Genomic DNA, 14,236 nt, shown 5'->3' with positions numbered 1-14,236 from the left:
AGTCCTCCTTGATCAATGGCTGCTGTGGTCGACGGCGATGCACTCGCCGCTGACATCGTGGTATTGGCGGTTGCGCGGGGCGATCAACAGGTACACCGCAGCGGCGATGCCGGCGCCGATCAGCCAGGAGAACGGCGCGATACCGTGGAAGTTCGGCACCAGCGCCAGGATGATGGCCAGCAGTGCAGCGGGCACGAAGGCGACCACGGCACGCAGGTTGATGCCCTTGCTGTAGTGGTAGGCGCCGGTCGGGTGCTCGGTGTACAGCTCCGGCACGTTGATGCGGCCTTTGCGCAGCAGCCAGTAGTCGGCCATGATCACCCCGTACAGCGGGCCGAGCAGGGCGCCCAGGCCGGACAGGAAGTACACGATCACCAGCGGGCTGTTGTAGAGGTTCCAGGGCAGGATCAGCACCGCCAGGGTCGCGCTGATCAGCCCGGCGCGGCGGAAGTTGAGGTGGCGGGGCGCCAGGTTGCTCAGCACGAATGCCGGTGCGACGAAGTTGGCCATGATGTTCACCGCCACGGTGACGATCAGGAAGGCCAGGCAGCCGAGCACCAGGAACGGGGTGCTGGGGATGCTGGCGACGATCTGGGTCGGGCTGTCGATGATCTGGCCGTTGATCTGGAACTGCGCGCCGCACAGCACCACGGTGATTATGGCGAACACCAGGATGTTCACCGGCAGGCCCCAGAAATTGCCGACGCGGATGGTCTTGCGGCACGGCGAGGAGCGGGCGAAGTCGCAGAAGTTCAGCACCAAGGTGCCGTAGATCGCCAGCCACAGGGCACCACCGGCAAAGATGTTGCGCCACATCTCATAGCCGGTCAGCGGCTCGGCCACCGACCAAGCGATGCGCGCATCGGCCTTGAAGTACATGAACACCGCCAGGCTGGCCACGGTCAGCAGGATCACCGGGCCGGCGAAGGCCTCGTAGCGGCGCACCATCTCCATGCCGTAGGCGAGGATCACCAACTGCACCAGCCAGATCGCCACGAAGCATACCCAGCCCAGGCTCGACAGGCCGAGGATGCTGTCGTGGTCATAGGCGGCGACCTGCGGCCACACGGCGGTGAGCAGCACGCGCAGCACCACCGAGGCCAGGTAGGTCTGAATACCGAACCAGGCGATGGCGATGACTGCACGGATCAGCGCCGGGATCTGCGCGCCATGGATGCCGAAGGCGATGCGGCTGATCACCGGGAACGGTACCCCGGTCTTCTGCCCCATGTAACCGGACAGGTTCATGAAGAAGTACACCAGTGCCGCGCCGATCGCCAGCGACAGCAGGATCTGCCAGCCGCCCAGGCCAAGGGCGAACAAGCCCATGGCGAAGGAGTAGTTGGCAATGTTGTGCACATCGTTGGTCCACAGTGCAAAGATGCTGTAGCGGCCCCAGCGGCGGCCTTCGATACGGGTGGGTGCGAGGTCGCGGTTGTGCAGGCGTGGGCTCAGGCCGAGTGGCGGCATCTCGCCTGCAAGGGTGGAAGAGGGGCTGGTGCTGGCGACGGATAGTTCAGGGGCAAGGTCGAGGCTGGTACTCATTCCGGCAGGCTCCTGATGCACGTGGACTGCGATGAGCGGGCATGCGCACGGGCTCGCCATCTCGTCGGTGCAGCTTGGCATCACTGGGTTCTGGGCGCGGCGGCCGGTGTTGGACCGGCGTCGCGAGTTCTTGTGTGTATGTTTCGCAGGGTTTGTATACAAAACACGAACACACAAAAGCGAGTTCCATGCCAGGGAAAAAGCGAGTCTCAGGTAGCCACTAGTTTGAATCTAAGCAGTTGAAAATTAAGTTGATGAAATAAAGGAAATATAAGTTGACCAAATGAACAGGTTTAAATTTTTAGTTGGCTGATTAGTTGATCATTTGGTCAAAATTAGTTGCGCGGGATGTGTAACGTATTGGGGCGTTACCGGAAAAAGTGCACACAAAAATGGCACCTATGGTGACATTCTTGTGTGCAAAAATTAGCCAGTTTGCCATTTGAATGGATACACTCAGTCCATCGGCGGCAACCGTCGCTTCACCGGGGTCTTCTTGATGATCGCGGTGTTGGTTTCGGCCAGCACATTGATGCGGTCGAGCAGGGTATCGAGCTGCTCCATCGAGCGCACATGCAACCGTGCGATGAAGCAGTCCTCGCCGGTGACCTTGTCGCACTCGGTGAATTCGGGGATGGCGATGATCTGCCGTTCCACTTCCTGCAACTGCCCCGGCAGCGGGCGAATGCGCACGATCGCCTGCAACTGGTAGCCGAAGCTGCGCGGGTCGACTTCCACGGTGTAGCCACGCAGTACGCCGCGTTCTTCGAGGCGGCGCAGGCGCTCGCTGACGCTGGGGGCCGAGAGGCCGCTGATCTGCGCCAGGGCCTTGAGCGAGCGGCGTGAATCTTCCATCAAGGCATTGATCAGCAGTTGGTCGATGGCGTCGGTCATGGTTACCTCATCAGGCAAATCGGGAAAGTTGCCTTGATAGTAAAGGTGAGCCGGCTGATATGCCTTGGATATCCGCTGGAAGGTGCACGGCGACCCTCCGCATACTATGTCCATCATCCAAGGGAGGTGTGAGATGGACAGTTCATTGCGCCGTGGCTCGCTGGAAATGGTTGCCGCCATGCTGATTTCCGGGACCATCGGCTGGTTCGTGCTGGTGTCGGGGCAGCCGGTGCTGGAAGTGGTGTTCTGGCGCTGCGTGTTCGGTACCGGTACCTTGCTGGCGATCTGCGCGGCGTTCGGCTTTCTCAAACCGGGCGTGATCACCCGGACGGCATTCCTGCTGGCCATCGCCAGTGGGGTGGCCATCGTCGGTAACTGGGTGCTGCTGTTCGCCTCCTACTCGCGGGCGTCGATTGCCATCGGCACGGCGGTGTACAACGTCCAGCCGTTCATGCTCGTGGGGCTGGCGGCGCTGTTCCTGGGCGAGAAGATCACCGTCGCCAAGGTCACCTGGCTGAGCGTGGCATTCCTGGGCATGCTGGCGATCGTCAGTGCCCATGGCGCCGGGCAGGCCAGTGGTGAGGACTACCTGCAAGGCATTGGCCTGGCGCTGGGCGCGGCGTTCCTCTATGCGATTGCCGCGTTGATCATCAAACGGCTGAAAGGCACGCCACCCCACCTGATCGCGTTGATTCAGGTCGCCACCGGGGTGCTGCTGCTGGCGCCGTGGGTGAAGCTGGGCGGGCTGCCGGGCGAGCCGTCGGCGCTGGCCAGCCTGGTGACCCTGGGCATGGTCCACACCGGGTTGATGTATGTGCTGCTGTACAGCGCCATTCAGCGCCTGCCGACGGCGCTGACCGGTGCGTTGTCGTTCATCTACCCGATTGCCGCGATCCTGGTCGACTGGGTGGCCTTCGGGCACCGCCTGGCGCCTTTGCAGTGGTTGGGGGTGGCGTTGATTCTGCTGGCGGCAGCGGGCATGCAGCAGGGCTGGTGGTTCCGTTCTGCACAAGTGCCGGCCAAGGGGTAGAATGGCGGCCTTTTCACTTGCTTGCGACCCGCCATGACTTCACCGATCCACACCCTCGAACAGCACCTGCTCGCTGCCCTTGACCCCGCCCCCACGGAAACCCGCCGCCTCTTCCACGGCCGCGGCCGTTGCTGGGAGGGCCTGGAGCAGGTCACGGTGGACTGGCTGCAGGGTGTGCTGTCGGTGGCGCTGTTCCGCGAACCGCCCGAGGGCCAGCTGGGCGAGCTGGAAGCCATGCTGCGCAACCTGGCCGAACGCCCGCAATGGACCGGCCAGGCGATCCTCATCCAGCACCGTTACCTGCCCGACAGCCCGGGCCAATGGCTGCTGGGCGAGCCTTGCCAGCAGCGTGAGGTGATCGAGGATGGCCTGACCTATCTGCTCGACCTGGGCGTGCGGCAGAACAACGGCCTGTTCCTCGACATGCGCTACGGCCGGCGCTGGGTGCGTGAGCAGGCGGCGGGCAAGCGCGTGCTCAACCTGTTCGCATACACCTGCGGCTTCTCGGTGGCGGCGATTGCTGGCGGTGCCGAACAGGTGGTGAACCTGGACATGGCCAAGTCGGCGCTGTCGCGGGGGCGTGATAACCACCGGCTGAACGGGCACGATGCGTCGCGGGTCGCCTACCTGGGGCATGAGCTGTTCAAGTCATGGGGCAAAGTGCGCAAGTACGGGCCTTACGACCTGATCATCATCGACCCGCCGACCTTCCAGCGCGGCAGCTTCGTGCTGACCCAGGATTACGCCAAGATCCTGCGGCGACTGCCGGAATTGCTGAGTGAGGGTGGGACGGTGCTGGCCTGCGTCAACGACCCGGGGATCGGGCCGGAGTTTCTGATCGAGGGGATGGCCGAGCAGGCACCTTCGCTGGCCTTCTTCGAGCGGCTGGAGAACCCGCCGGAGTTTCCGGATGTGGATCCGGCGGGGGGGCTGAAGGCTTTGGTGTTCCGCCAGGCGACATCAGGCTGAGATCCCCCGCACCGGCATGGGATACACCTGGGCGAAGCTCACATTGTCAGTCTGGTCCACGCGCTTCTTCAGCCGCTCGTTGAACGCCCGGCTCACCGCATACTGTCCGCCGGAAATAGTGCGGAACTGCGCCGTCAGCACGAAGCCGTTCAAGTCCATGCGGTCAACCCCGAACACCTGCAGCGGCCCCTGCAGGTTGATACGCAGCAGAGGGTCTTCGCTGATCGACTGCCCCACCTCATGGATCAGCCCCAGCGACTCGTCGACGTCGCTGTCATAGGTGAACTGTACCGAGAAGAACGCATAGGCGAACTGCCGCGACTGGTTGGTGACGGCCTTGATCTGGCCAAACGGTACCGAGTGCACGAAGCCCTTGCCGTCGCGCAGGCGCAGGGTGCGGATGGTCAGGCTTTCGACGGTGCCGGCATGACCGGAATCGAGCACCACCCAGTCGCCGATCGAGATGGTGTCCTCGATCAGGATGAACAGACCGGTGATCACGTCCTGCACCAATTGCTGCGAGCCAAAGCCGATGGCCAGGCCGATCACCCCGGCACCGGCCAGCAATGGGGCGACGTTGATGCCCAGGTTGGCCATGGTGGTGATGGTGCAGATGACGATCAGGATGACTTTCACCGCGTTGCGCAGCATCGGCAGGATGGTGCGCACCCGGGTGCTCGGCTGGCGCGAGGCTCGGCGCCCGACGGCGGGCTTGAGCGCTTCCTGGATGGCGGTATCGAGCACCACCCAGAGCAGCCAGGTGACCAGCAGGATCAGGCCGATGCTCGACAGCGAGTTGCTGATCGCCTGGCCGAGGCTGTTGCTCAAGGCGAAGTCGATTACCGAGAAGCCCCAGATGCGCCCCAGCAGTTCGATGAAGGCCACTGCCATGGCGATGCGCAGCAGCGCGTGGGCCAGGCTGCGCAGCAGTTCCTTGTAGGGCCGCACGCGCTGGGTCGGATCGCTGTCGTGGGGCGCCAGTAAATGTTGCAGCAGGGTGCTGACAAACACGGTGGAAACCAGCAGCACCGTGGTCAGCAAGGCGTTCTGCAGCGCCTTCTGGCTTTCTTCGCCGGCGCCAAGCAGGTGGATGGCCGAGACCAGGATCATTAACAGGATCGGCAGGTACCACAGCGCCGAGAAGATGCGCAGGGTCTCTTGCACGGCGCGGTGCTGCACGCGGTCCTTGTAGCTGCGGTTGCGAATCAGGTGGGCGACCGGGCGGCGCAGGCGGATGATCAGGCTGGCGAAGACCAAGGTGGCGGTCAGGCCGGTGATCACGGCGACGCTGGCAGTAATGTTGCCGCCCAGCTGGCGGGCGATCTGCGGGCTGGTCAAGGCGTCGCTCCAGGCGGCGAGGAAACCGATCAGGAACAGCGGGCGCGGTGCCAGGCGCTTGATCACCGCCACCGCCGCGCGCTTGTGGCCAGCATCGAACAGGGTGATCAGGCAGAGGATGATCGAGGTCGAGAACAGGCCGCTGCTGGTCGCGTAGGCCAGGCTCAAGCCCAGGGCGCGGGCAATCGAAGGGTCGAGGAAACGGCTGACGTACAGCGTCAGCGGCAGGCTGGCGAGGGCCGGCAGTGTGTACGGCAGCAGGTAGCCCAGCAGGCTGCTGGCGCGTTTGCGCGCGCTCAGCCACGGCCTGCCGGCCAGGCGTTTGCTGAGCCAGCGGCCGAGCATGGTCAGCAGGGCGAAGCTGGCGGCCCAGGTCAGCGTCAGCAGGATGAAGTTGCCGGCCAGTTGTAGCGAATCGCTGGCCGAGTGGCGGTCGACCAGGCGTTCCACTTCCTGGGCGGCACGGTCGGTGCGCAGGCGCCAGGCATCGACCAGGTGGGCGTCAAGGTCGAGTTCCTGGGCGGCGCTGTCCAGGCCGTCGGCCAGGGCACCGAGCAGGCCACCTTGCAGCACCGGTTCCGGTTCGGCGGGTTGTTCTTCGGTGAGGGCAGGGTCTGCGGCCAGCAGGTGAGTGCTCAGCAGGCAGCCGAGCAGCAGGGTGGAGAGGGAACGCAGCACTGGAGTACTCCTTGGGCCGGGGTGAGCGGGGCAGGGTTACTCAAGGAACTGATTGATGGTGGGAAGAAAAAGTTCGATTGGTGTGCAAGCAGGGCCGGCCTCTTCGCGGGTCAAGCCCGCTCCCACAGGGATACCACACCATTCAGGCCTGTGGTGATCTTGTGGGAGCGGGCTTGCCCGCGAAGAGGCCGGTCCTGCTTACATCAATTACTGCTTATCGGTGTAGATCTGGTCAAACACGCCACCATCATTGAAGTGGGTCTTCTGCACGGTACGCCAGTCACCAAAGGTCTTCTCCACCGAGAGGAAGTCGACTTTCGGGAAGCGGTCGGTGTACTTGGCCAGGACGGTCGCATCCCGCGGGCGCAGGTAGTTCTGCGCGGCGATTTCCTGGGCCGCTGGCGACCACAGGTACTTCAGGTATTCCTCGGCCACGGCCTGGGTGCCTTTCTTGGCCACCACCTTGTCGACCACGCTCACCGGCGGCTCAGCCTCGGCCGACACGCTCGGGTAGACCACTTCGAACTGATCGCGGCCGAATTCGCGGGCGATCATCTCGGCTTCGTTCTCGAAGGTGACCAGTACGTCGCCGATCTGGTTGGTCATGAAGGTGGTGGTGGCGGCACGGCCACCGGTGTCGAGCACTGGCGCCTGCTTGAACAGCTTGCCGACGAATTCGCGGGCCTTGGTTTCATCGCCGCCCTGCTTGAGCACATAGCCCCAGGCCGACAGGTAGGTGTAGCGGCCGTTACCCGAAGTCTTGGGGTTGGGCACGATCACCTGCACGCCGTCCTTGAGCAGGTCCGGCCAGTCTTTCAGCGCCTTCGGATTGCCCTTGCGCACGATGAACACGGTGGCCGAGGTGAACGGCGCGCTGTTGTTCGGCAGGCGGCTCACCCAGTTGTCCGGCACCAGCTTGCCGTTGTCGGCCAGGGCGTTGATGTCGGTGGCCATGTTCATGGTGATGACATCGGCCGGCAGGCCATCGATCACCGCACGCGCCTGCTTGCTCGAGCCGCCGAAGGACATCTGCACATTGACCTTCTCGTTGTGCTCGGCCTCCCAGTGCTTCTGGAAGGCCGGGTTGTAGTCCTTGTAGAAATCGCGCATCACGTCATAGGAAACGTTCAGCAGGGTTGGAGCGGCCTGGGCCAGGTTGCCGAGGGCCAGGCCGGCGGCGAGCAGCGATGCGGTGAAGAGTTTTTTCACGTTGCGTCCTTGTTCTGGTTCAAATGTTTGGCAATGTGCCAGCGACTATAACGTTTGGTTCTTGGGCGTTTAAAGACCGAATGGCGCTTTGCTTATTCGGTTTTTGGAAACAGCGCATTACCACATCGCGAGCAGAACGCTGCGGCATGCTCATGCGTTTTCTTGTGGCAGGTCGGGCAGTCATGTTGCAACTGCTCGCCGCGCATCGCGTTGGCCAGTTCGGCGGTGAAGATCCCGGTCGGCACGGCGATGATCGAGTAACCGGTAATCATCACCAGCGACGACAGCACCTGCCCCAGCGGTGTCTTCGGCACGATGTCGCCGAATCCCACCGTGGTCAGGGTAACGATGGCCCAGTAGATCCCTTTGGGGATGCTGGTAAAGCCATGCTCCGGCCCTTCGATCACATACATCAAGGTGCCGAACACCGTCACCAGGGTGGAAACCGTCACCAGAAACACGATGATCTTCTGCTTGCTGCCGCGCAGCGCCTCCATCAGGTAGTGCGCCTGCTTGAGGTAGGGGCTGAGCTTGAGCACCCGGAAGATCCGCAGCATTCGGATCACCCGGATGATCAGCAGGTACTGGGCGTCGCTGTAATACAGGGCGATGATCCCCGGCACGATCGCCAGCAGGTCGACCAGGCCGTAGAAGCTGAAGGCGTAGCGCAAGGGCTTGGGCGAGCAGTACAGGCGGGTGAGGTACTCGGCCAGGAATATCGCGGTGAAGCCCCATTCGATGGCGGCCAGCAGGCCGGCGTAGCCCTGGTGGATCTCGTCGATGCTGTCGAGGATAACGGTGACCAGGCTGGCCAGGATGATCAGCAGGAGGATCTTGTCGAAGCGTCTTCCAGCCACGGTGTCGGTCTGGAAGACGATGACGTAGAGCTGCTCGCGCAGGCTCGCAGGGTTGTTCATTGGCTCGTTCCACAATTGCGATGGGCAGAGCCTAGGGGCTGCGTTTCAGCTGTGCAAGCGGCTGGGATTGCGCTGTCGGGGCTGGGCCAGGTGGCTGCCCAGATGCATCAGCCAGCAAGCAGCGACGAAAGGCGCAGTCAACCCGGAGACAGGCAGTAGCTTGAACACCGGTTGCAGCAGCAGGGCCAGGGCAATGGCCAGCAACGTCACCCAAGGCTTTTCACCCTGGCGGCTGAAGGCCAGCGCCGCCAGCGCGGCATTGAAGCCGAACAAGCCCAGCCACGCAGCTTGCGCCTGATCGGCGAGCAGTGCCACACCGCCGCCAATGGCCGAACCGAGCACGGCCCACATCGCGGCATAGGGGTTGGCAACGAACATCCCGACAATGATCAGCAACCCGGCCAGCGGCTGGTCGAGCAGGAAGATCTGCCCCACGCCACGCGCCAGGGCATACGCCGGTTCTGCCTCGACGAAGGCGCTGGGTGCGGGGCTGGCGAACAACAGGGCAACCCAGCCGAGCAGCACGAAGGGTGCGGTATAGGCGACCAGCAGCTTGCCGCCACGCTTGCGCCATTGGTGGGTGATGATGCTCGACAGGCCGCCGGCCGCGATGATCAGCGGCGGCAGGATGACCGACCAGGGCAGCACGGCGCTGATCAGAATGCCGATCAGCACGCCGTTGTAGCAATACAGCCCGGCCTGGCGGTCAGCGCGGTCGTAGCCGCGGCGTTGGGCAGTGAGCAGGCCGGCGAGGGCGCCGAGCAGAGCGCCGCCGACCAGGTTCGGGGCGGTCAGCAGGATGGCCAGCAGGCAGCACAGGCCGCACAGGGGGTTGCGCAGCAGCAGCACCTGGCTGAAGCCGTTGAGCAGCGCCGTGGCCCAGTCGGGGCACGGGTTGACGAAATTCTTGGTGTACATGGGCAGTCAGCAAGGTTGATGGGGGAGCGGTGGGCCTCTTTGGGCCTCGGTTTTCCGCAGGTTTGGTGTATGTGGAGGGCGTTGCCCTCCATTCGCGGGTCAAGCCCGCTCCCACAAGACTGTAGGAGCGGCCTTGTGTCGCGAAAGGGGCGCAAAGCGCCCCCCGGCGATCTCAGACCAGGGTCTCGATCCGCAAGGTATTAGTTGAACCCGGCTTGCCGAAAGGCACACCGGCAGTGATCAGCAGCGTGTCGCCACGGCTGGCCATGCCTTGCGCCTGGGCGATTTCCAGCGCGGTGGACACCACTTCGTCGACCTGGCGCAGGCGGTCGTTGACCACCGAGTGCACACCCCAGGCCACGCTCAGGCGGCGGGCGGTGGCCAGGTTCGGCGTCAGGTTGAGGATCGGCGCCCGTGGCCGCTCGCGGGCGGCACGCAGGGTCGATGCGCCCGACTCGCTGTAGTTGACCAGCACCGCCACCGGCAGGATGCCGCTGATACGGCGAATCGCGCAGCTGATGGCGTCCGATACGGTAGCCTCGGCCTTCGGCCGGCCGACGTCGAGCTGGGCCTGGTAGTCCGGGCCGTTCTCCACCTGGCGGATGATCTTGCTCATCATCTGCACGGCTTCCAGCGGGTAGTCACCCGAGGCGGTCTCGGCCGACAGCATCACCGCGTCGGCGCCTTCGGCCACGGCGTTGGCCACGTCGGTGACTTCGGCGCGGGTCGGTGCTGGCGAGAAGCGCATCGATTCGAGCATCTGGGTGGCTACAACGACCGGCTTGCCCAGCTGGCGGCAGGTGCCGATGATGCGCTTCTGGATCTGCGGCACGCTTTCGGCCGGCACTTCCACGCCCAGGTCGCCACGGGCAACCATGATCGCATCCGCCAGTTCCGCGATGGCTTGCAGCTGCTCGACTGCCGATGGCTTCTCGATCTTGGCCATCAGGTAGGCGCGGTCGCCGATCAGCTGGCGCGCTTCGACGATGTCTTCCGGGCGCTGCACGAACGACAGGGCTACCCAGTCCACGCCCAGTTCCAGGCCGAAGGCCAGGTCACGACGGTCTTTTTCGGTGAGCGGGGAGAGGTCGAGCACCGCTTGCGGCACGTTGACGCCCTTGCGGTCGGACAGCTCGCCGCCGTTCAGCACTTCGGTGTCGATGGCGTCATTGTGCTTGGCGGTTACGCGCAGGCGCAGCTTGCCGTCGTCGAGCAGCAGGTCCATGCCTGGCTCCAGTGCGGCGATGATTTCCGGGTGCGGCAGGTTGACCCGGCGGCTGTCGCCCGGGGTCTTGTCCAGGTCCAGACGCAGGGCCTGGCCGCGTTGCAGCTGGACCTTGCCCTCGGCGAAGCGGCCGACGCGCAGCTTCGGCCCTTGCAGGTCCATGAGGATGCCCAGCGGGTAGTTCAGCTGCTGCTCGACTTCGCGGATCCACTGGTAGCGCAGGGCGTGGTCGGCATGTTCACCGTGGCTGAAGTTGAGGCGGAAGATGTTCACGCCCGCTTCGACCAGCTGGCGGATGTCGTCGATGCCTTTGATCGCAGGGCCGAGGGTGGCGAGGATCTTTACTTTTTTATCAGGCGTCATGATTGGGCAGTCTCGAGGATCAGGATGGCGCGGAAGTCGTTGACGTTGGTACGGGTCGGCTCGGTGACGATCAGGGCATCGAGCGCGGCGAAGTAGCCATAGCCGTTGTTGTTGTCCAGCTCGTCGCTGGCCGACAGGCCCAGGGCTTCGGCGCGGGCGTAGCTGTCCGGGGTCATGAAGGCGCCGGCGTTTTCTTCCGAACCGTCGATGCCGTCGGTGTCACCGGCAAGGGCATACACGCCAGGCAGGCCCTTGAGGCTTTCGGTGAGGCTGAGCAGGAACTCGGCATTGCGCCCGCCACGGCCGTTGCCGCGCACGGTGACGGTGGTTTCACCGCCGGAGAGGATCACGCAGGGCGCCTTCAGCGGCTGGCCGTGCAGCACGATCTGCCGAGCGATGCCAGCGTGTACCTTGGCCACTTCGCGCGATTCACCTTCCAGGTCGCCGAGGATCAGCGGGCTGAAACCGGCCTGGCGAGCTTTCACTGCGGCGGCTTCGAGCGATTGCTGGGGCTTGGCGATCAGCTGAAAGTGGCTGCGGGCCAGGGCCGGGTCATCGGCCTTGACGGTTTCCGATGCGGGGTTGTTGAGCCAGTCGATGACGGCTTTCGGCGCTTCGATGTTGTAGCGCTTGAGGATCGCCAGGGCATCGGCCGAGGTGCTCGGGTCGGCCACGGTCGGGCCGGATGCGATGACGGTGGCCAGGTCGCCAGGCACGTCGGAAATCGCATAGGTGTAGACGGTGGCTGGCCAGCAGGCCTTGGCCAGACGGCCGCCCTTGATCGCCGAGAGGTGCTTGCGCACGCAGTTCATCTCGCCGATGGTGGCGCCGGATTTGAGCAGCGCCTTGTTGATCTGTTGCTTGTCCGCCAGGGTCAGGCCTTCGGCTGGCAGTGCCAGCAGGGCGGACCCACCGCCAGACAGCAGGAAGATGACGCGGTCTTCTTCATTGAGGTTGCTGACCAGCTCCAGCACGCGCTTGGCCACGGCCAAGCCGGCGGCGTCGGGGACCGGGTGAGCGGCTTCGACCACCTCGATCTTCTGGCAATTGGCGCCGTGACCGTAGCGGGTCACGACCAGCCCGGAGACTTCGCCCTGCCAGCTCTTTTCGACCACTTCGGCCATGGCGGCTGCGGCCTTGCCGGCGCCGATGACGATGACCCGGCCGCTACGGTCGGCGGGCAGGTAGGGTTCGAGCACTTGGCGCGGGTGGGCGGCGGCGATGGCTGTGTCGAACAGGTCGCGGAGAAGTTTTTGCGGATCGACCGACATGGCAGGCTCCCATTTATTGTTGTTCTGCAGAATCGAAAACGCCCCTGGAACTGCCTCCGTGCAGGCCGAACCAGGGGCGGGTGTTGCTCGGGGTAACCCTTGAGCCTGTGGTCGCAGGCTCAGGGGTATGGAGGTCTTACTTGTCGTCGCGGATCGAGAAGTTGGCCATGTGCTCCAGGCCTTTGATCAGCGCCGAGTGGTCCCAGTTGCCGCCGCCCAGGGCCTGGCAGGTGTTGAACACTTGCTGGGCATTGGAGGTGTTGGGCAGGTTGATGCCCAGTTCCTTGGCGCCTTGCAGGGCCAGGTTGAGGTCCTTCTGGTGCAGGTTGATGCGGAAACCTGGGTCGAAGGTGCCTTTGATCATGCGCTCGGCGTGCACTTCGAGGATCTTCGACGAAGCGAAGCCGCCCATCAGGGCTTCACGCACCTTGGCTGGGTCGGCGCCGTTCTTGGCGGCGAACAGCAGGGCTTCGGCCACGGCCTGGATGTTCAGGGCGACGATGATCTGGTTGGCCACCTTGGCGGTCTGGCCGTCGCCGTTGCCACCGACGCGGGTGATGTTCTTGCCCATGGCTTCGAACAGCGGCTGGGCGCGCTCGAAGGCTTTCGGGCAGCCACCGACCATGATGCTCAGGGTCGCGGCCTTGGCACCGACTTCACCGCCAGACACCGGGGCGTCCAGGTAGGCGGCGCCGGTGGCCTTGATCTTCTCGGCGAAGGCTTTGGTGGCGGTAGGGGAGATCGAGCTCATGTCGATCACCACCTTGTTCGGGCCCACGCCTTCGGCGACGCCGTTTTCACCGAACAGGACGCTTTCGACCTGTGGGGTGTCCGGGACCATGACGATGATGAATTCAGCTTCCTGGGCCACTTCTTTCGGGTTGGCCAGGGCCACTGCGCCAGCGGCGATCAGGTCGGCCGGGGCAGCGTCGTGGTGGGTGGAAACGAAGATGCTGTGCCCTGCTTTCTGCAGGTTCTGCGCCATGGGCTTGCCCATGATGCCGGTGCCGAGGAAACCGATTTTAGCCATGAGAAACTACCTCTTTATATTTGTTCGCATTCCCAGTGGGAGCAGTGATTCAGATCGCGTTGTGCGTTTTCAGCCAGCCCAGGCCCGCTTCGGTGGTGGTCAGCGGCTTGTATTCCGCGCCCACCCAGCCCTGGTAGCCGATGCGGTCCAGGTGTTCGAACAGGAAGCGGTAGTTGATCTCGCCAGTGCCTGGTTCGTTGCGGCCCGGGTTGTCGGCCAGCTGGATGTGGTTGATCAGTTTCAGGTTGGTTTCCATGGTGCGAGCCAGGTCACCTTCCATGATCTGCATGTGGTAGATGTCGTACTGCAGGAACAGGTTGTCACTGCCGACTTCAGCCTGGATTTCCAGCGCCTGTTTTGTGGTGTTCAGGTAGAAGCCCGGGATGTCGCGGGTGTTGATCATTTCCATGACCAGACGGATCCCGGCAGCTTTCAGCTTGTCGGCGGCGTAGCGCAGGTTTTCCACGAAGGTCTTGCGCACGTCGGCGCACTGCAGGCCGTGTGGACGAATGCCAGCCAGGGCGTTGACCTGGGTGTTGCCCAGCACCTTGGCGTACTCGATGGCCTTGTCGACACCGGCGCGGAATTCTTCGACGCGGTCAGGGTGGCAGGTGATACCACGTTCACCCTTGGCCCAGTCGCCCGCCGGCAGGTTGAACAGCACTTGGGTCAGGCCGTGGGCGTCCAGCTGCTGCTTGATTTCGGCAGCGCTGAAGTCGTACGGGAACAGGTATTCGACGCCGCTGAAGCCAGCGTCGGCGGCAGCCTTGAAGCGGGCCAGGAAGTCCTGTTCGGTGAACAGCATGGACAGGTTGGCAGCGAAGCGAGGCATGGGTTGTCTCCTTGCGA

General features: G+C 63.8%; 12 protein-coding genes. 2 read left to right on the top strand and 10 right to left on the bottom strand.

All coding sequences use genetic code 11. From position 1 onward, the window contains the following. Nucleotides 1–12: 12 nt before the first annotated feature. On the bottom strand, nt 13–1,545 hold the full coding sequence (locus C2H86_RS03610) for an NCS1 family nucleobase:cation symporter-1 (protein WP_159411467.1): 1,533 nt from the start codon (nt 1,543–1,545) through the stop codon (nt 13–15). A 456-nt stretch (nt 1,546–2,001) separates the two neighbouring features. After that, complete coding sequence (locus C2H86_RS03605) at nt 2,002–2,439, bottom strand: Lrp/AsnC family transcriptional regulator (protein WP_159411466.1); 438 nt, start codon at nt 2,437–2,439, stop codon at nt 2,002–2,004. Between the two features lie 133 nt (nt 2,440–2,572). On the opposite strand from C2H86_RS03605, the gene C2H86_RS03600 reads away from it, so the two are divergent. Both C2H86_RS03600 and C2H86_RS03595 read left to right on the top strand, forming a co-directional pair. Beyond that, nucleotides 2,573–3,469: a DMT family transporter gene (locus tag C2H86_RS03600; protein WP_159411465.1), complete on the top strand. Its 897-nt coding sequence runs from the start codon at nt 2,573–2,575 to the stop codon at nt 3,467–3,469. 33 nt (nt 3,470–3,502) lie between these two features. Further along, a complete protein-coding gene (locus C2H86_RS03595; RefSeq protein WP_159411464.1) occupies nt 3,503–4,438 on the top strand; it encodes a class I SAM-dependent methyltransferase in 936 nt (311 codons plus the stop codon). Here C2H86_RS03595 and C2H86_RS03590 read toward each other — a convergent pair. The 8 genes from C2H86_RS03590 to hyi all read right to left on the bottom strand — a co-directional run bounded on the left by C2H86_RS03590 (nt 4,430) and on the right by hyi (nt 14,219). Continuing rightward, nucleotides 4,430–6,454 (bottom strand): mechanosensitive ion channel family protein, encoded by a 2,025-nt coding sequence (locus C2H86_RS03590; RefSeq protein ID WP_159411463.1) that lies wholly within the window; start codon nt 6,452–6,454, stop codon nt 4,430–4,432. The two genes, C2H86_RS03595 and C2H86_RS03590, sit on opposite strands and share 9 nt — an antisense overlap. A 207-nt stretch (nt 6,455–6,661) precedes the next feature. Next, nucleotides 6,662–7,663 (bottom strand): sulfate ABC transporter substrate-binding protein, encoded by a 1,002-nt coding sequence (locus C2H86_RS03585; RefSeq protein ID WP_159411462.1) that lies wholly within the window; start codon nt 7,661–7,663, stop codon nt 6,662–6,664. Between the two features lie 92 nt (nt 7,664–7,755). Beyond that, a complete protein-coding gene (locus C2H86_RS03580; RefSeq protein ID WP_159411461.1) occupies nt 7,756–8,580 on the bottom strand; it encodes an ion transporter in 825 nt (274 codons plus the stop codon). 45 nt (nt 8,581–8,625) lie between these two features. After that, nucleotides 8,626–9,498, bottom strand: coding sequence for an urea transporter (locus C2H86_RS03575; RefSeq protein ID WP_159411460.1), 873 nt, complete (start codon nt 9,496–9,498; stop codon nt 8,626–8,628). 172 nt (nt 9,499–9,670) lie between these two features. Next, nucleotides 9,671–11,086 carry a pyruvate kinase gene (gene pyk, locus C2H86_RS03570; RefSeq protein ID WP_054884146.1) on the bottom strand — a complete coding sequence of 472 codons (1,416 nt, stop codon included), beginning with the start codon at nt 11,084–11,086 and terminating at the stop codon, nt 9,671–9,673. Further along, nucleotides 11,083–12,357 (bottom strand): glycerate kinase type-2 family protein, encoded by a 1,275-nt coding sequence (locus C2H86_RS03565; protein ID WP_159411459.1) that lies wholly within the window; start codon nt 12,355–12,357, stop codon nt 11,083–11,085. Before C2H86_RS03565 ends, pyk begins: the two co-directional genes overlap by 4 nt. Nucleotides 12,358–12,493: 136 nt before the next feature. Next, complete coding sequence (locus C2H86_RS03560; RefSeq protein ID WP_103446540.1) at nt 12,494–13,387, bottom strand: 2-hydroxy-3-oxopropionate reductase; 894 nt, start codon at nt 13,385–13,387, stop codon at nt 12,494–12,496. A 49-nt stretch (nt 13,388–13,436) separates the two neighbouring features. Next, nucleotides 13,437–14,219, bottom strand: a complete 783-nt coding sequence (gene hyi / locus C2H86_RS03555) for a hydroxypyruvate isomerase (protein WP_159411458.1) — start codon at nt 14,217–14,219, stop codon at nt 13,437–13,439. Nucleotides 14,220–14,236: the final 17 nt, after the last annotated feature.

This window comes from Pseudomonas putida, assembly GCF_009883635.2.
GTDB lineage: Bacteria > Pseudomonadota > Gammaproteobacteria > Pseudomonadales > Pseudomonadaceae > Aquipseudomonas > Aquipseudomonas putida_W.
The sequence above is the reverse complement of the archived record's forward strand: the minus strand, read 5'-3'. Positions and strand labels throughout refer to the sequence as shown.

Excerpts from the sequence above, each read along its gene's own strand:
- C2H86_RS03560 (WP_103446540.1), bottom strand. The coding sequence starts at position 13,387 with ATGGCTAAAATCGGTTTCCTCGGCACCGGCATCATGGGCAAGCCCATG.
- C2H86_RS03595 (WP_159411464.1), top strand. The coding sequence starts at position 3,503 with ATGACTTCACCGATCCACACCCTCGAACAGCACCTGCTCGCTGCCCTT.
- pyk (WP_054884146.1), bottom strand. The coding sequence starts at position 11,086 with ATGACGCCTGATAAAAAAGTAAAGATCCTCGCCACCCTCGGCCCTGCG.
- C2H86_RS03605 (WP_159411466.1), bottom strand. The coding sequence starts at position 2,439 with ATGACCGACGCCATCGACCAACTGCTGATCAATGCCTTGATGGAAGAT.
- hyi (WP_159411458.1), bottom strand. The coding sequence starts at position 14,219 with ATGCCTCGCTTCGCTGCCAACCTGTCCATGCTGTTCACCGAACAGGAC.
- C2H86_RS03565 (WP_159411459.1), bottom strand. The coding sequence starts at position 12,357 with ATGTCGGTCGATCCGCAAAAACTTCTCCGCGACCTGTTCGACACAGCC.
- C2H86_RS03575 (WP_159411460.1), bottom strand. The coding sequence starts at position 9,498 with ATGTACACCAAGAATTTCGTCAACCCGTGCCCCGACTGGGCCACGGCG.
- C2H86_RS03600 (WP_159411465.1), top strand. The coding sequence starts at position 2,573 with ATGGACAGTTCATTGCGCCGTGGCTCGCTGGAAATGGTTGCCGCCATG.
- C2H86_RS03580 (WP_159411461.1), bottom strand. The coding sequence starts at position 8,580 with ATGAACAACCCTGCGAGCCTGCGCGAGCAGCTCTACGTCATCGTCTTC.
- C2H86_RS03610 (WP_159411467.1), bottom strand. The coding sequence starts at position 1,545 with ATGAGTACCAGCCTCGACCTTGCCCCTGAACTATCCGTCGCCAGCACC.